Annotated in this window: 14 protein-coding genes; 6 read left to right on the forward strand and 8 right to left on the reverse strand. The window is 60.0% G+C overall.

What is annotated here, in order from left to right; translation table 11 throughout:
- Window position 1: 1 nt before the first annotated feature.
- Window positions 2–697, reverse strand: coding sequence for a FadR/GntR family transcriptional regulator (locus tag TU73_RS05575; RefSeq protein ID WP_057011370.1), 696 nt, complete (start codon window positions 695–697; stop codon window positions 2–4).
- Between the two features lie 253 nt (window positions 698–950).
- Here TU73_RS05575 and TU73_RS05580 point away from each other — a divergent pair, with 253 nt between their 5' ends.
- The 4 genes from TU73_RS05580 to TU73_RS05595 are packed head-to-tail and all read left to right on the forward strand — an operon-like array spanning window position 951 to window position 3,790.
- A complete protein-coding gene (locus TU73_RS05580) occupies window positions 951–1,736 on the forward strand; it encodes a transporter substrate-binding domain-containing protein (RefSeq protein WP_057011371.1) in 786 nt (261 codons plus the stop codon).
- A 14-nt stretch (window positions 1,737–1,750) separates the two neighbouring features.
- On the forward strand, window positions 1,751–2,419 hold the full coding sequence (locus TU73_RS05585; protein ID WP_057011372.1) for an amino acid ABC transporter permease: 669 nt from the start codon (window positions 1,751–1,753) through the stop codon (window positions 2,417–2,419).
- Window positions 2,416–3,066, forward strand: coding sequence for an amino acid ABC transporter permease (locus TU73_RS05590; RefSeq protein WP_057011373.1), 651 nt, complete (start codon window positions 2,416–2,418; stop codon window positions 3,064–3,066). Before TU73_RS05585 ends, TU73_RS05590 begins: the two co-directional genes overlap by 4 nt.
- Window positions 3,053–3,790 carry an amino acid ABC transporter ATP-binding protein gene (locus TU73_RS05595; protein WP_057011374.1) on the forward strand — a complete coding sequence of 246 codons (738 nt, stop codon included), beginning with the start codon at window positions 3,053–3,055 and terminating at the stop codon, window positions 3,788–3,790. Before TU73_RS05590 ends, TU73_RS05595 begins: the two co-directional genes overlap by 14 nt.
- Here TU73_RS05595 and TU73_RS05600 read toward each other — a convergent pair.
- From TU73_RS05600 to TU73_RS05615, 4 genes are all read right to left on the reverse strand, one after another.
- Window positions 3,762–4,337, reverse strand: a complete 576-nt coding sequence (locus tag TU73_RS05600; protein ID WP_156421202.1) for a DUF1120 domain-containing protein — start codon at window positions 4,335–4,337, stop codon at window positions 3,762–3,764. The genes TU73_RS05595 and TU73_RS05600 overlap by 29 nt on opposite strands.
- Complete coding sequence (locus TU73_RS05605) at window positions 4,303–6,801, reverse strand: fimbria/pilus outer membrane usher protein (RefSeq protein ID WP_057011375.1); 2,499 nt, start codon at window positions 6,799–6,801, stop codon at window positions 4,303–4,305. Before TU73_RS05605 ends, TU73_RS05600 begins: the two co-directional genes overlap by 35 nt.
- A gap of 7 nt (window positions 6,802–6,808) precedes the next feature.
- A complete protein-coding gene (locus TU73_RS05610) occupies window positions 6,809–7,531 on the reverse strand; it encodes a fimbria/pilus chaperone family protein (protein WP_082642550.1) in 723 nt (240 codons plus the stop codon).
- A gap of 83 nt (window positions 7,532–7,614) precedes the next feature.
- Complete coding sequence (locus tag TU73_RS05615) at window positions 7,615–8,262, reverse strand: DUF1120 domain-containing protein (RefSeq protein WP_057011377.1); 648 nt, start codon at window positions 8,260–8,262, stop codon at window positions 7,615–7,617.
- A gap of 481 nt (window positions 8,263–8,743) precedes the next feature.
- Between TU73_RS05615 and ppx the strand changes: the two genes are divergently transcribed.
- The gene (gene ppx, locus TU73_RS05620; RefSeq protein ID WP_057011378.1) at window positions 8,744–10,246 is read left to right on the forward strand and encodes an exopolyphosphatase; all 1,503 of its coding nucleotides are present in this window, start codon (window positions 8,744–8,746) and stop codon (window positions 10,244–10,246) included.
- Window positions 10,247–10,375: 129 nt separating this feature from the next.
- Here the strand turns inward: ppx and ppk1 are convergent, their stop codons facing one another.
- The gene (gene ppk1 / locus TU73_RS05625) at window positions 10,376–12,610 is read right to left on the reverse strand and encodes a polyphosphate kinase 1 (RefSeq protein WP_057011379.1); all 2,235 of its coding nucleotides are present in this window, start codon (window positions 12,608–12,610) and stop codon (window positions 10,376–10,378) included.
- Window positions 12,611–12,628: 18 nt separating this feature from the next.
- A complete protein-coding gene (hemB, locus tag TU73_RS05630) occupies window positions 12,629–13,642 on the reverse strand; it encodes a porphobilinogen synthase (protein ID WP_057011380.1) in 1,014 nt (337 codons plus the stop codon).
- A gap of 208 nt (window positions 13,643–13,850) precedes the next feature.
- Between hemB and TU73_RS05635 the strand changes: the two genes are divergently transcribed.
- Window positions 13,851–14,486: a DedA family protein gene (locus TU73_RS05635; protein ID WP_056847041.1), complete on the forward strand. Its 636-nt coding sequence runs from the start codon at window positions 13,851–13,853 to the stop codon at window positions 14,484–14,486.
- Here the strand turns inward: TU73_RS05635 and TU73_RS05640 are convergent.
- On the reverse strand, window positions 14,467–15,702 hold the full coding sequence (locus tag TU73_RS05640; protein ID WP_057011381.1) for a sterol desaturase family protein: 1,236 nt from the start codon (window positions 15,700–15,702) through the stop codon (window positions 14,467–14,469). The genes TU73_RS05635 and TU73_RS05640 overlap by 20 nt on opposite strands.
- Window positions 15,703–15,741 lie beyond the last annotated feature (39 nt).

Raw genomic sequence — 15,741 nt, forward strand, 5'->3', positions numbered from 1 at the left:
CTCACGGCGTAACGGGTGTCACGAACACGATACCCGTGCGCAACGCCGCATTGCGTACGTGCTCCTGCATGGTTTTCTGTGATGTCGCACTGGCGCGTCGGGCCAGGGCACGCAGGATCTTGCGGTGCTCCTGCCAGGTTTCCATGGCTCGTTCCGGTCGGATGAACGGTAGTTTCTGGCTCTCCAGGAACACCTCGGCGCTGGCACTGAGGATGCTCACCATGGCCTGGTTGCCGCTGGCCAGCAGGATGCGCTGGTGAAACTCGAAGTCCAGACGGGCGGCCGCTTCGAAATCCCCAGCCTTGAGCACGTTGCGCATCGCAGCAACATTGTCCTCCAGGCTGTCCAGCTCATCAATGGTCAGTGTCACCGCCGCCAAACCCGCGGCGAACCCCTCCAATGCGTAGCGCAACTGGAAGATATCCAGGGGTGTGGCCTGCGCCGCGAAGGGCCAGGCGAACCCCGGCACGTCTTGCAGGGCTTGCACGAACACGCCTTTACCCGGCTGCACGCTGACCACGCCCAAGGCACTCAGGGACGACAATGCCTCGCGCAACGACGCCCGGCTCACCCCTAATTGCACCGCCAGGTCACGCTGGGAAGGCAACGCATCGCCCGGCCCGAAGCCCTGCTCCTTGATCAGCTTGCGGATGGCTTGCAGGGCCGCCTCCGGTACGGCTTGGGCAATGGAATTCATAAAAAACCAGGTTTCCAGGTCATTGTGCAGCTAGTTGTAAAGCTATTTACAACCGGCTGCAAGCCACGCCCCAAAGGGGCTCGCACGGTTTTGTCGACGCCCGAAAAGAGTGCGAAACGGGCTACAACTGTTCAGACCAGTAAGACCGCCGCAGCCAGCAAATCCAAGCGTTGCAGGCCATTGCAAGAGGAGTGGCATGGGCTGTGCACTGAGCAAATCCAGAAAATCCCTTCGCCTTTTTCGGAGAGTTGTCATGACCAAGCGCTACAGCGCCCTGCTCACTGCCCTGTTTGCCAGCCTGATGCTGAGCCAGGCTCCCGTCCAGGCTAATGGTCTGGATGACATCGTCGCCCGTGGCACCCTCAAGGTCGCCGTGCCCCAGGACTTCCCGCCATTTGGTTCGGTCGGCCCCGACATGCAGCCACGCGGCCTGGACATCGACACCGCCAAGCTGCTGGCCGACCAGCTCAAGGTCAAGCTGGAACTGACCCCGGTCAACAGCACCAACCGTATTCCGTTCCTCACCACCGGCAAGGTCGACCTGGTGATCTCCAGCCTGGGCAAAAACCCCGAGCGTGAAAAGGTCATCGACTTCTCCAAGGCCTACGCCCCGTTCTACCTGGCCGTGTTCGGGCCGCCCGAGGCCGCCATTGGCAGCACCGATGACCTCAAGGGCAAGACGATCAGTGTGACCCGCGGCGCCATCGAGGATATCGAGCTGACCGCAGTGGCCCCCAAGGAAGCTACGATCAAGCGCTTCGAAGACAACAATTCGACCATCGCCGCCTACCTGGCCGGCCAGGTCGACCTGATCGCCAGCGGCAACGTCGTCATGGTCGCCATCAGCGAACGCAACCCCAAACGCGTACCTGCGCTGAAGGTCAAGCTCAAGGATTCGCCGGTGTACGTGGGCGTGAACAAGAACGAGCCGGCGTTGCTGGAGAAGGTCAACCAAATCCTGGTCACGGCCAAGGCTGACGGCAGCCTGGAAAAGAACGCACTGCAATGGCTCAAAGAGCCGCTGCCTGCCGATCTCTGAAGCGGAGCTGACAGATGGCCTATCAATTCGACTTCGTGCCAGTGCTGGCCAATACCGACCTGCTGCTGCGCGGCGCACTGTTCACCCTGGAGCTGACGGCCATCGGCGCGATCCTCGGGGTTGCCCTGGGCACCCTCGGCGCCGTGGTAAGGGCGTGGAAGATCCAGCCGTTTGCGTGGATCTTTGGTGTGTATGTTGAATTGATCCGCAACACACCCTTCCTGGTGCAGTTGTTCTTCATCTTCTTCGGCCTGCCGTCCCTGGGGCTGAAAATCACCGAGTGGCAAGCCGCAGTGCTGGCAATGGTGATCAACCTCGGGGCCTACTCCACCGAGATCATCCGCGCCGGGATCCTGGCCATCCCACGCGGGCAACTGGAAGCAGCAGCAGCGTTGGCGATGACGCGCTTCGAAGCGTTCCGCCATGTGGTGTTGCTGCCGGCGCTGGGCAAGGTGTGGCCGGCCCTGAGCAGCCAGATCATCATCGTGATGCTTGGTTCGGCGGTGTGTTCGCAGATCGCGACTGAAGAATTGAGCTTTGCCGCCAACTTTATCCAGTCGCGCAATTTCCGTGCATTTGAAACCTATGCCCTGACCACCCTTGTTTACCTGTGCATGGCGCTGATGATTCGCCAATTGCTCAATTGGATCGGCCGGCGATTTGTGATGAGGAACAGCCGATGAGTGAGTTCACCTTGTGGGACATCGTGCGCAACCTGTTCACTGGCCTGCAATGGACGCTGCTCTTGTCATTGGTGGCGTTCGTGGGCGGCGGCCTGATCGGCCTGCTGGTGATGACGATGCGCATCAGCCGTGCAGCGTTCCTGCGCAATAGTGCCCGCACCTATATCGAACTGTTCCAGGGCACGCCGTTGCTGATGCAGTTGTTCCTGGTGTTCTTCGGCGTCGCCCTGCTCGGCGTGGATATATCGCCCTGGCTGGCTGCGGCAATCGCCTTGACCCTGTTTACCAGCGCTTACCTGGCCGAAATCTGGCGCGGCTGCGTGGACTCCATCGCCCACGGCCAATGGGAGGCCTCCGCCAGCCTGGCCCTGAACCCACTTGAACAACTTCGCTATGTGATCCTGCCGCAAGCGCTGCGCATTGCCGTCGCGCCCACAGTGGGCTTTTCGGTGCAGGTGGTCAAAGGCACCGCCGTGACCTCCATCATCGGCTTCACCGAACTGACCAAGACCGGCGGCATGCTCGCCAATGCCACCTTCGAACCCTTCATGGTCTACGGCCTGGTGGCCCTCGGTTATTTCTTGCTCTGCTACCCCTTGTCCCTCAGTGCGCGCTACCTGGAAAGGAGACTGCATGCCTCTGCTTAGAATTTCGGCCCTGCATAAGTATTACGGTGATCACCACGTCCTCAAGGGTATTGACCTGACGGTGGATGAAGGCCAGGTGGTGGCGATCATCGGCCGCAGCGGCTCGGGCAAGTCCACCTTGCTGCGCACCCTCAACGGCCTGGAGTCGATCAACGACGGCGTGATCGAAGTCGATGGCGAATACCTGGATGCCGCTCGCGCCGACCTGCGTAGCCTGCGGCAGAAAGTCGGCATGGTGTTCCAGCAGTTCAACCTGTTCCCGCACCTGAGCGTTGGTGAAAACGTGATGCTGGCGCCGCAGGTGGTGCAGAAAGTGCCCAAGACCAAGGCGGCACAGCTGGCAAGGCAGATGCTCGAGCGGGTCGGGCTGGGCGAGAAGTTCGATGCCTTCCCCGATCGCTTGTCCGGCGGCCAGCAGCAACGGGTGGCCATTGCCCGGGCATTGGCGATGTCACCCAAGGTGCTCTTGTGCGATGAGATTACGTCGGCCCTGGACCCGGAGCTGGTTAACGAAGTGCTCAGTGTGGTGCGCCAATTGGCCCAGGACGGCATGACCCTGATCATGGTCACTCACGAGATGCGCTTTGCCCGGGAAGTCGGCGACAAACTGGTGTTCATGCACCAGGGCAAAGTGCATGAAACCGGTGACCCAAAAATGTTGTTTGCCAACCCAGGAACCGCCGAGCTTGCCCATTTCATTGGCTCGGTGGAACAACCGAGCTGACCAGCTCAAAGCTGCCTTGCCCTTCCAAGTGGATTTCACTGCGTACCGCCAAGGCGTTAGAGGGCAGTTCGGCATGGATATCCACCAGGGCCGTGAGGCGCCGACCGACCACCGCCCGGCCGGCTGCGTGCGCTACCACCACCTGGCCGGGCAGCAACTGGCCGCTGGCTGGCGCGCCAGGCACATGGGCAACCGCCCAATCGACGGGGCGGCCGTCCACCTGGGCATTTTTGAGACTCAACCGGTAACGCCCCTCGCCGCCAAACCGAAAACCCTGCCCGTCGGCGGCAACGCCAACAAAACGCAGGGCCATGGCCGCTGGCTCAATGCAGAGTACATTCACGCTGAGCGAGCGGACAGCCAGTACCACTGTGGTGCTTTGAGCCTGTGCATCCCTGCGTATCGGGCCATAGTCGATGCGCGGCTGACTCAGCGATAGACGACAGTTTTCAGCCATCGCACCAGACGGCGCCAGCAACGTGCAACACAGCGCCAAGGGCAGGCTTGCAGCCTTAACCACCTTGGCAAACCGCCGATGCGGCTTCATAGAATTTGTCATTGTCTGGCTTGGTCTCGGGGTCAATGTTCAACAGGCAAGTGGAAGAGTCCGGCAATGAAACCCGCAGGCTTTGCGACTCAGTGACGTCGTTGAGGAAAATCATGCCCTCGCCCACCACGCTGGTGATGAAACGATTGCCTTTGCCGAATACCGAGGCGCCCTGAGGTAATGGCCGGCCGTGCTGATCGTTCGCGGTGACCAGCATTCGACGCACTTTCACTACGTCGAAATCCACGGAGTTGAACGAGCCTCGACCCGCGGCAAGTACCTGGGTGCCGTTTTTCAGGTCCACCCGCTTGGGCAACGATTGGGTCTGCACCTCGACTCGGCTGTTGGTGTAGGCCGGCAGGCCCGCGATCACGGCTCGCCCGCTGAAGTCGGTCCAGACCGGGCCCTGTGGTGTCTGGACTTTCGCGGAACCTATATCACCGATCGAGACGACGCCGAACGTGTCCTGTACGGTATAAGGCGAGAAGGTCAGGCCACCTGGGTGAGCCACTGCTCCGCCCTGCAACTGCCCTGTGTAGCTGGTGCCCAGGGGATCGCGGCTGACACCCAGGCCTACCCGGGTATAGCGTGGCAGCAGGTCAACCTGAGCATGCACCGATTGCTCCCGGGCCCGGATGTCGCGCTCGACGCCTACTTCGTAATTCACATACTCGTTGATCCTTTCGCTCAGCGCGGTCCCCGCAGTGAACTGGTCCCCACGGCGACTGGTGAAGCTGCTTACACGACGATCCCCTCCCAACGGCACACTGACCTGCAACCGCAAGGACAGGTCGTTATCCAGGGAACTGCCAGGCCCACTGCGGGCAAGTGAAGCGTCACGGCGGGCCCGTTTGCCACCCACTTGCGAATCCGCGATGAATGCAACATCGACGCGGCCAAATGTCTTGTTCCATGATGCGAACACATGCTCGGTAGTTTGCCCGCCAAATTGAGCACTTCGCGTGTAGTTCAGAGAAAATATGCCCAGGATGGCGTCGTTCCAGCTCATGCCCGCCGTGTATTGGTGTTTGAAGTACGAATCCAGCTCATCGGCCCTGAGCGAATGCCCCACTTCAGTGACTTCGCGGTAACCGCGCGTTTGGGTGGTTGCACTTAAGTTGACATCGATATTGGCGACCACCGGGCTGCTCACGGACAGGCTGCTACGTGAACCGGACACAGCCTTGTGGCTGTCTCGGGACAGGTTATGTCGTGCGTTAACCGAAACCCGCTGGAAAAACACACTGCTGAGGCTGCCACCTGCAGCCCAATAGTCATCGGTGCTCAACAAACCAAAACCCGCGGATGAATCGCGCCCCAGCCCCCAGGTGCCACTGCCCATGGCGATCACCGGTGACGGGCCCTCTTCACCCGCCGTTCTGCGCAGTTCGCCAAGCGAGAAATAATAGCCAGGCGCCGCCGGGGCAGCCCCCGCGAACGACGCCGCCGGCACAACAAAACTGCGCCTGGCACCCCGCACGTCAATCACACTGACTTCAAGGTCACTGGTGCTATTGAGCAGGGGCAACCCGGTCAACCGGAACGGTCCTTCGGGCACCAGGGTACTGTGGATCAACACGCCGGACTGGCGCACCTCAACCCGCGCCTGGCTTTGGGCCAAACCTTCGACCACCGCATTGTTGCTGCCTGCGGGTGCCCGGGACTGCCCATCGGGAAAGAACTGCAAGCCGGAGAGCTGGATGCCACCAAACAGCGGGTTATTACTGGACAGCTGGCCCGCCTGGAATGTCGAATGCAACGCGGCGATATCCCGCTGGGCATAGGCATGCAGGTGTTCAGTGCGCGTCTTGCCGTTGTCAGACACAGAGAACTGGCGACTGCGGACGATCCAGTCTTGCAGGTTGAACCCCGCTTCGGTATAGGCCGACACGAACCGTGTAGGCCCGCTGCGCGAGTGGCTGTCATACCCCAGCACATCGTAGTTGAACAAGGCCGCCGCCCCGCCCCTGGAAAAACTTCCGGCTTCCCACTGCGGCTCACGCAGGGCCTGGGAGGGCACCACGAGCACCACTTCGTCAGTACCGGGGCGCAGGCGCACCATCGTCGCCGGAAACTGCCCGAGGAAATCATGACAAGCCTGGTCCGGCGTGACGCCTTCCAGAAGAATGCCCCGGGGCTTGACCAGTCCAGCCTTCTCCAGCAGCCCGGGGGTGAAACACAGCCCCCCCTGTGCGTCGAACCGGGCATCTACCAATCCAAGGGGGTTTCCATTGACGCGCAACCCCACCACCTGGACGCCTTCGCGAAAGCGCGCCGCACTGCGGAAATAGTCGGAAACCTTGGGGTCTATGCCGTGGGTGGTAAGCGCTGCAAGATCGAATCCCTCACCGACCTCCAGCGCAGCCACGAGACCAGGCAAGCTCCATAGCGCCGCAAACCCGACGAGCAACGTGGGCTTGCAAGGCCACGAAGGGGCGGCGACACGGTTATTCAGAGGCATCATGGGTCGATCAACCCTCATCGGTATTGATCGGAGCCCGGTAGCTATCGACCGAAAACCCATAGACCGTAGCTGGCTGAATCTGAACTTCGGCGGCGCCGTCCAAAGCTACGTCAACCTTCGCCACCAGCACCTCGCCCGGCAAGATGTAGGTGCGCGGCAACGTGGCCAAGATATCGTTTGGCAGCAGTTGCACATCCGGCGCCAGGCGCACGACATAGGCGCTGTCGTTATGGACGGCCAGTTGTTGTCCCGTGCGTTTCCACTTCAGCAACTCCCAAGGCGTATGGTGCCGCGGCAGCCCCCGCGGATGCAGGATCAGCGGCAAATTCTGACGCAGGGTAATGCCGATGGTCGCACCACCGGCGGCCCGAGCCTGAGGGATGCCCTCGAAGGAGATACGCTTGAGCCGTTGGGTCTTGAGCGGCTCCTTCAAGGTACTGACGAAGCGCACCAGTTGCGTCTCCCCCGCCTCCACTCGAGTGATAGGCGGTGTGACAATCAGTAGCGGCTCCAGGTCCTCAGGCACGTTTTCAACAACTGAATGAAGCAGCGCCGGTCCCTCATCAGTATTCTTGATATTGATCGTGGCTTCGCCGTCGTCTTCATATAGCACCACCACTGTTGTTTCCGGCAACATACCGTCTGCCGTGGCAACAGCGCTGAAACAAACACTCCACAGCAGCGTACAACTTATTAAAAAACCACGCACTCGGCATTCTCCGCAACTCATGAAGTTGACGATCGGCTATCAACCGTCCACAGAAAAACAGCCAACAAGAAATAGTGGTTTCTTGATCGGCTGTTTTCAGTTGTTTAGATGTAACTCAATACCAGCGTGGCGCGACCATCAATAGAAATGTCACGGCTCAGGTCCAAGTCCTGAGCCCTGTTGATGACCGCCTTCACTGCAAGTGTGGCCGTCAGTTGGCTGATAGAGGCAGGTGTGATAGCCACGCTGTTACGCCAGGAATATTGGCTTGGCGACTGGGCAACTTTGCCATCACTGTTCTGCCAGGCCCCCAGGCCTGTGCGCATGATCGGATGCAGCACCGCTGCGGAAGACCGCAAGTCCCTGAGGGTCACCGAATAACCACCGGTTCGCCGGCCTCCCACCATGCCCAAGCCAAAGTTCTGCGCTTCGGTAAAGCCTGACCCCAGGATACCTGTCACCTTGCTGCCCGCTTGCAGGTCAGTAAGGGTGAGCCCGAACCTGGCAGGTGTGGTGCCGCAATTGATGACGACGGAAGTGGTCCGCTCCTCGCGCGGGTTGAACGATGTGCGGGACAACTCGCCGGAGCGAATCGTACCGTAGTCAATAATGCCACTGCCTGCCAGACTGAGATTGCATGCAGCGGGGGTAATGGTGCCCCTGACGACCAACTGAGCACTGGTGGTGGCCTGGGCACTCAGGGTCGCAGCCAGACACGCAAAACCCAAGGTCAATCCAATAATCTTTTTCATGTTTGTCCTGTCACTTGAAGTTTTCAGGCGCTCTTTATTTCGGTCCCGGCGATTCCGTCGCCCAACGCCTTATCTTCCGTAATACAAAACTATAAATAAATAACACCCAGGCAGAATTGCCGACTGACAGTCTGGCGCCTTGGCACTTATCAAATGAATCAGACAACACGACAATTATTGTGGTATCGGGTTAAATCAAGCAACAACCTTTATCCATTTACAGAGTAGTCCCAAGCAAGATATCGGACAAAAAACAACCCCAACTACTGTAAGCAAAGTCATAGGTACCTTGGCAACCTCATATTATTAAATACTTCTACACCTCCGAAGCACCTCTTCAACGGCCACATACAAATTTCTCCTACATTTATAATGAAAGACCCTTACAGACAGCATTCATAAAATTACCGAAGCACAACGCGTTGGCGTCAGCGGTCGATCGTGGCACGATGGCGAGGTTATCGACCGAGATCCCCAAACCATGCCGCAATCCCAAGCCAAGAACCTGTCCTTGATCGCCGCCATCGACCTGGGCTCCAACAGCTTTCACATGGTCGTGGCCAAGGCCCAGAACGGCGAGATCCGCATCCTCGAGCGGCTCGGCGAGAAAGTGCAACTGGCCGCCGGGATCGACGACGAGCGCAAGCTCAATGAAGAATCCATGCAGCGCGGGCTCGATTGCCTCAAGCGCTTTGCGCAACTGATCAACGGCATGCCCCCTGGCGCCGTGCGCATCGTCGGCACCAACGCCTTGCGCGAAGCTCGCAACCGCAACGAGTTCATCCATCGTGCCGAGGACATCCTCGGGCATCCGGTGGAAGTCATCTCGGGCCGTGAAGAAGCCCGCCTGATCTACCTCGGCGTATCCCATACCCTGGCCGATACTCCCGGCAAACGCCTGGTGGCGGACATCGGCGGCGGCAGCACCGAGTTCATTATCGGCCAGCGTTTCGAACCACTGCTGCGTGAAAGCCTGCAGATGGGCTGCGTGAGTTTTACCCAACGGTATTTCAAGGACGGCAAGATCACACCGGCGCGCTATGCCCAGGCCTACACGGCGGCACGGCTGGAGATCATGAGTATCGAACACGCCCTGCACCGCCTGACCTGGGATGAAGCCATCGGCTCGTCCGGCACCATCCGCGCTATCGGCCTGGCCTTGAAAGCCGGCGGCCATGGCACTGGCGAGGTAAACGCCGAAGGTTTGGCGTGGCTCAAGCGCAAACTGTTCAAGCTAGGGGATGCGGAAAAAATCGACTTCGACGGCATCAAGCCCGACCGTCGCGCCATTTTCCCTGCGGGCCTGGCGATTCTCGAGGCCATCTTCGACGCCCTCGAACTGCAACGCATGGACCATTGTGACGGCGCCCTGCGCGAAGGCGTGCTCTACGACCTGCTGGGCCGTCATCACCACGAAGACGTGCGTGAGCGCACCCTCAGCTCGCTGATGGAGCGTTACCACGTCGACCTGGAACAAGCTGCGCGTGTGGAGCGCAAAGCCTTGCACGCCTTCGACCAGGTCGCCGAGGATTGGGACCTTGAAGACGGTGTCTGGCGTGAGCTGCTCGGCTGGGCCGCCAAGGTGCATGAAGTGGGCCTGGACATCGCCCACTACCACTACCACAAGCATGGCGCCTACCTGATCGAGCATTCGGACCTGGCCGGCTTCTCCCGGGAAGACCAGCAGATGCTCGCGCTGCTGGTGCGCGGCCATCGTCGCAATATTCCCAAGGACAAGTTTGCCGAGTTCGGCAAAGACGGCATCAAGCTGATTCGCCTATGCGCGTTGCTGCGCTTTGCGATCCTGTTCCATCACATCCGCGGTACCCAGGAAATGCCCCAGGTGAAACTGCATGCCGATGGCGACAGCCTTGACGTGGTGTTCCCCAAGGGCTGGCTGGATGAACACCAGTTGACCCAGGCGGACTTCGCTCAGGAAGCGGAATGGCTGACCCGGGTGGGGTTCAGTCTTAACCTGCGATAAAAAGCACACCGATAGATAAATGTGGGAGGGGGCTTGCCCCCGATAGCGGTGGCTCAGTCAAATTATTCGTGACTGACCTACCGCCATCGGGGGCAAGCCCCCTCCCACATTTTTAGACCGCGCAGTGGTTTAGTTCACCGCAAGAATCGGGCTACCCAACTTCTCCAACAATGTCGCCTGCGCGCTGCGCGGGTTCTGGTTGCCGGTCGGCGTGTTACGCACGTAGCGACCGTCCGACTGCAGGCTCCAGCTGTGGGTGTTGTCGGTGAGGTAGCTTTCCAGTTCCTTCTTGACGCGCATGATCAGCTTCTTGCCTTCCACCGGGAAGCAGGTCTCCACCCGCTTGTCGAGGTTGCGCTCCATCCAGTCGGCACTGGAGAGGAACATCTGCTCTTCGCCGCCGTTGAGGAAGTAGAACACTCGCGTGTGCTCCAGGAAGCGACCGATGATCGAGCGCACGTGGATGTTATGCGACACGCCGACAATGCCCGGGCGCAGGCAGCACATGCCCCGCACCACCAGGTCGATGCGCACGCCGGACTGGCTGGCCTTGTACAGCGCGCGGATGATCTTCGGATCGGTCAGCGAGTTGAACTTGGCAATGATGTGCGCCGGCTTGCCGTCGAGGGCGAACTGGGTCTCGCGGGCAATCATGTCGAGCATGCCCTTCTTGAGGGTGAACGGTGCATGCAGCAGCTTCTTCATGCGCAAGGTCTTGCCCATACCGATCAACTGGCTGAACAACTTGCCAACGTCTTCGCACAGCGCGTCGTCGGAAGTCAGCAGGCTGTAGTCGGTGTAGAGCTTGGCGTTGCCGGCATGGTAGTTGCCGGTACCCAAGTGGGCGTAGCGCACAATCTCACCGGCTTCACGACGCAGGATCAGCATCATCTTGGCGTGGGTCTTGAAGCCGACCACGCCGTAGATCACCACCGCCCCGGCCGCTTGCAGTCGGCTGGCCAGTTGCAGGTTGGACTCTTCGTCAAAGCGCGCACGCAGCTCGATCACTGCGGTGACTTCCTTGCCGTTACGCGCAGCATCCACCAGCGCATCGACGATTTCCGAGTTGGCGCCGCTGCGGTACAGGGTCTGGCGCACGGCCAGGACATGCGGGTCTTTGGCGGCCTGGCGCAGCAAATCGACCACCGGGGTGAAGGATTCGAATGGGTGCAGCAGCAGGATGTCCTGCTTGCTTATCACGCTGAAGATGTTCTCGCTGTTTTGCAGCAGTTTCGGGATCTGCGGGGTGAACGGCTTGTATTGCAGCTCGGGGTGGCTGTCCAGGCCGGTGATGCTGAACAGGCGCGTCAGGTTCACCGGGCCGTTGACCTGGTACAGCTCGGACTCGGCCAGGTTGAACTGCTTGAGCAGGTAATCCGACAGATGTTTCGGGCAGGTATCGGCGACTTCCAGGCGTACAGCGTCGCCGTAGCGCCGCGAGAACAGCTCGCCGCGCAGGGCACGGGCCAAGTCTTCGACATCTTCGGAGTCCAGCGCCAGGTCGGCGTTACGGGTCAGGCGGAACTGATAGCAGCCCTTGACCTTCATGCCCTGGAACAGGTCGTCGGCATGGGCATGGATCATCGACGACAGGAATACATAATTGTCGCCAGCGCCGCCTACCTCCTCGGGTACCTTGATGATCCGTGGCAACAGGCGCGGTGCCGGGATAATTGCCAGGCCGGAGTCGCGACCAAAGGCGTCGATACCTTCCAGCTCAACGATAAAGTTGAGACTCTTGTTCACCAGCAACGGGAACGGGTGCGTCGGATCGAGGCCAATGGGGGTGATGATCGGGGAAATCTCGTCACGGAAGTAGCGGCGCACCCAGGTCTTGATCTTGGTGGTCCAGTGGCGACGACGAATGAAGCGGACCTGATGCTTTTCCAACTCCGGCAGCAGGATGTCGTTGAGGATTGCGTATTGGCGATCCACATGGCCGTGCACCAGCTCGCTGATGCGAGCCAGGGCCTGGTGCGGTTGCAGGCCGTCGGCACCGGCTTGTTCGCGGGCGAAGGTAATCTGCTTCTTGAGCCCGGCGACACGGATCTCGAAGAACTCGTCCAGGTTGCTGGAGAAGATCAGCAGGAATTTCAGCCGCTCCAGCAAGGGGTAGGACTCATCCAGCGCCTGCTCCAGCACGCGGATGTTGAATTGCAGCTGTGACAGCTCGCGATGGATGTACAGGCTGCTGTCATCCAGGTTGGTGACCACGGCCACCGGCGCCGGTGCAGGCGCAGGCGCAGTCGCTTCAGCGACCACCGCAGGCGCGGCCGGCTCCAGTTCCGGCGGGGTCTCGGTGACTTGTTCAACCACCGGGTGAGCGTCTTTTACAGCCACTTCTGAGAGTCCTTCGGTATTCATCGAGTGTTCCTGTGAGGGCTATTGTTGCTCTCTAAGCAATTGGGCGGCGCGGGCGGCGAAGTAGGTCAGGATGCCATCGGCGCCGGCACGTTTAAAGGCAGTCAGGGATTCGAGGATCACCCCTTCACTCAACCAACCATTCTGGATTGCGGCCATATGCATGGCGTATTCACCGCTGACCTGGTAGACAAAGGTCGGCACCTTGAATTCCTCTTTGACCCGATAAAGGATGTCCAGATAAGGCATCCCGGGCTTGACCATCACCATATCGGCACCTTCGGCCAGGTCCGCCGCGACTTCGTGCAGGGCTTCATGGCTGTTGGCCGGGTCCATCTGGTACGAGGCCTTGTTAGCCTTGCCCAGGTTCAGGGCCGAGCCCACCGCATCGCGGAACGGGCCGTAGTAGGCGCTGGCGTACTTGGCCGAGTAAGCCATGATCCGCACATTGACATGGCCGGCCAGTTCAAGCGCTTCACGAATTGCCTGGATGCGCCCGTCCATCATGTCCGACGGCGCAACCACCTGAGCGCCCGCTGCGGCATGGGACAACGCCTGTCTGACCAGCGCATCGACGGTAATGTCGTTCTGAACGTAACCGTCTTCGTCAAGAATGCCATCCTGGCCGTGGGTGGTGAACGGGTCCAGGGCCACGTCGGTGATCACGCCCAACTGCGGGAAATGCTCACGCAGGGCGCGGGTGGCACGCTGGGCGATCCCTTGCGGGTTCCAGGCTTCGGCGGCGTCCAGGGACTTGAGTTCCGACGGCGTCACCGGGAACAGTGCCAGTGCCGGGATCCCCAGCTCGACCCAATTGGCCGCCTCGATCAGCAACTGATCAATGGTCAAACGCTCCACACCCGGCATCGATGCTACCGCTTCCCGACGATTTTCACCGTCGAGCACAAAAACCGGCAGGATCAGATCATTCGTCGTCAGTACATTTTCACGTACCAGGCGACGAGAAAAATCATCACGGCGATTGCGACGCAGACGGGTAGCGGGGAACAGGCGATTGGCAGGGGTAAAGCTCACGACAGACTCCTGAGCCCGCGTTTACGGGCGAGCGTTGCAGTTATAAGCGGCCATTATGACGAAGGAATGACAGTTGTGCTTATCGATGCGACCTGTAGCCGCATTCGTCATTTATGTAGGAATTGTTCACTTCGTGACACATCTCGATACTTTCATGAATCTTCGTGAAGGCGTAGGCTGCGCGTTCATTTCGCCAGCACCCCAGACCATGCTTCAACAATTTCTGCATGACTTCGGTTACTTTGCCCTCTTCCTCGGCACGTTCTTCGAAGGCGAGACCATCCTCGTGCTCGCAGGCTTCCTGGCGTTCCGTGGCTACATGGATATCAACCTCGTGGTGGTCGTTGCCTTCTTTGGCAGCTACGCCGGCGACCAGCTCTGGTACTACATGGGGCGCAAGCATGGCCGCAAGCTGCTGGCACGCAAGCCGCGCTGGCAATTGATGGGCGACAAGGCGCTGGAACATATCCGCAAGCACCCGGATATCTGGGTATTGAGTTTCCGCTTTGTCTACGGGCTGCGCACGGTGATGCCCGTGGCGATTGGCCTGTCCGGCTACCCGCCGTTGCGCTATCTGATCCTCAACGGGATCGGCGCGGCGATCTGGGCCGCTGCGCTGGGGGCTGCGGCCTACCACTTTGGCGCGGTGCTGGAGGGCATGCTCGGCAGCGTCAAGAAATACGAACTGTGGGTGTTGGGGGCCTTGCTGGTGCTGGGCCTTGTCCTGTGGCTGCGCCGCCGCTTCAAGAATGCCCGTATCGCCCGCGAGGCGTGTGCCGAGGCCAAGGCCCGGCTGGCTGCCGAGCCAGCCCCGGTGGAAACACCTAAGACACCAGTCGAGTAAGCCGGCTTCTGCAACAATAGAGGCCGATCACGCTGAACAGGCTGTAGCTCGCCAGCGCCAGCCAGGCCAGGTTGCTGGCGGGCCACAGACCGACCAACGGTGCCAGCCATACCAACGGCGCGTTCAGCACCAACCGCGCCAGCTCGGCCTTCAATGCCCACGGGCGATTCTCCAACGCCACCCCCAAGGTAAACAGGCCCAGCGCCATGGCTCCCCAGCCCAGGACCAGCGCCGCCGAGGGCATCGCCTCGCCGAAATTCATCAGATAGCTGCCAAACCCCACGTACGCCGCAAACTGCAAGGCGATATACACCTGCTGTCGCGCATCCAACTGCACCTCGAATTTGCGGAACTGGCTCAGATCCGGCTTGGGCATCGGGTACTTGGCTTTGACGTCCGCCGGGCGCCAGCCGGTGCGCATGAACCAGATACGTAACTTGTCCCACCAGCTTTCAGTACGCCGGGCGTCACTCCATAACTGCGCGTAGAACTGCAGGTTGGCCCACAACGGATTCCAACTGGCCAAGGGCGTGGTCACACCGAAAATGACCGGATCGTTGTCGTCTTCCTCCTGGAACGTGCCGAACAGTCGGTCCCAAATAATGAACACCCCGCCGTAGTTGCGATCCATGTAGAGAGCGTTCTGTGCATGGTGGGCCCGATGATTGGACGGTGTGACGAAGAACCACTCAAACCAGCCAAGCTTGGGAACGTGACGGGTGTGGACCCAAAACTGATACAGAAGGTTGAGCGACGCCACGCTGATAAACACCACCAGCGGCACACCGGCCACGGCCAGGGGCAGGTAGAAGATCCAGCTCAGCAGGAAACCGGTGCTGGTCTGACGCAAGGCAGTGGTGAGGTTGTAGTCCTCGCTCTGGTGATGCACCGAATGCGCGGCCCAGAGGATATTGCGCTCATGACCCATGCGATGCAGCCAGTAGTAGCACACGTCATAGAACACGAAGGCGAACACCCAGGTCCAGGCACTCTGGGTCGACCACTCCAACAGCGCCAGGTGCTTGAGGGCGAATGCGTAGGTCAGCAGGCCCACACCCTTGGTCAACAACCCGGTGGTGGTGGACAGCACGCCGGTGCTGAGGCTGTTGATGGCATCCGCCACTCGATAGTTGCGTGCGCCGCGCCAACGGTCGGCCAGCAGTTCAACCACAATCAGGACGATGAAAAACGGTACCGCGTAAGGCACGAAGTCCATGGGCTAGTCCGGTCTATTTTTGTTACATCAAGATTAGGT

This window comes from Pseudomonas libanensis, from assembly GCF_001439685.1.
Classification (GTDB): Bacteria; Pseudomonadota; Gammaproteobacteria; order Pseudomonadales; family Pseudomonadaceae; genus Aquipseudomonas; species Aquipseudomonas libanensis.

What these genes read in the sequence shown, in the direction of transcription:
- TU73_RS05575 (WP_057011370.1), bottom strand. Translation starts at nt 697, where the DNA reads ATGAATTCCATTGCCCAAGCCGTACCGGAGGCGGCCCTGCAAGCCATC.
- TU73_RS05580 (WP_057011371.1), top strand. Translation starts at nt 951, where the DNA reads ATGACCAAGCGCTACAGCGCCCTGCTCACTGCCCTGTTTGCCAGCCTG.
- TU73_RS05585 (WP_057011372.1), top strand. Translation starts at nt 1,751, where the DNA reads ATGGCCTATCAATTCGACTTCGTGCCAGTGCTGGCCAATACCGACCTG.
- TU73_RS05590 (WP_057011373.1), top strand. Translation starts at nt 2,416, where the DNA reads ATGAGTGAGTTCACCTTGTGGGACATCGTGCGCAACCTGTTCACTGGC.
- TU73_RS05595 (WP_057011374.1), top strand. Translation starts at nt 3,053, where the DNA reads ATGCCTCTGCTTAGAATTTCGGCCCTGCATAAGTATTACGGTGATCAC.
- TU73_RS05600 (WP_156421202.1), bottom strand. Translation starts at nt 4,337, where the DNA reads ATGAAGCCGCATCGGCGGTTTGCCAAGGTGGTTAAGGCTGCAAGCCTG.
- TU73_RS05605 (WP_057011375.1), bottom strand. Translation starts at nt 6,801, where the DNA reads ATGATGCCTCTGAATAACCGTGTCGCCGCCCCTTCGTGGCCTTGCAAG.
- TU73_RS05610 (WP_082642550.1), bottom strand. Translation starts at nt 7,531, where the DNA reads ATGAGTTGCGGAGAATGCCGAGTGCGTGGTTTTTTAATAAGTTGTACG.
- TU73_RS05615 (WP_057011377.1), bottom strand. Translation starts at nt 8,262, where the DNA reads ATGAAAAAGATTATTGGATTGACCTTGGGTTTTGCGTGTCTGGCTGCG.
- ppx (WP_057011378.1), top strand. Translation starts at nt 8,744, where the DNA reads ATGCCGCAATCCCAAGCCAAGAACCTGTCCTTGATCGCCGCCATCGAC.
- ppk1 (WP_057011379.1), bottom strand. Translation starts at nt 12,610, where the DNA reads ATGAATACCGAAGGACTCTCAGAAGTGGCTGTAAAAGACGCTCACCCG.
- TU73_RS05635 (WP_056847041.1), top strand. Translation starts at nt 13,851, where the DNA reads ATGCTTCAACAATTTCTGCATGACTTCGGTTACTTTGCCCTCTTCCTC.
- TU73_RS05640 (WP_057011381.1), bottom strand. Translation starts at nt 15,702, where the DNA reads ATGGACTTCGTGCCTTACGCGGTACCGTTTTTCATCGTCCTGATTGTG.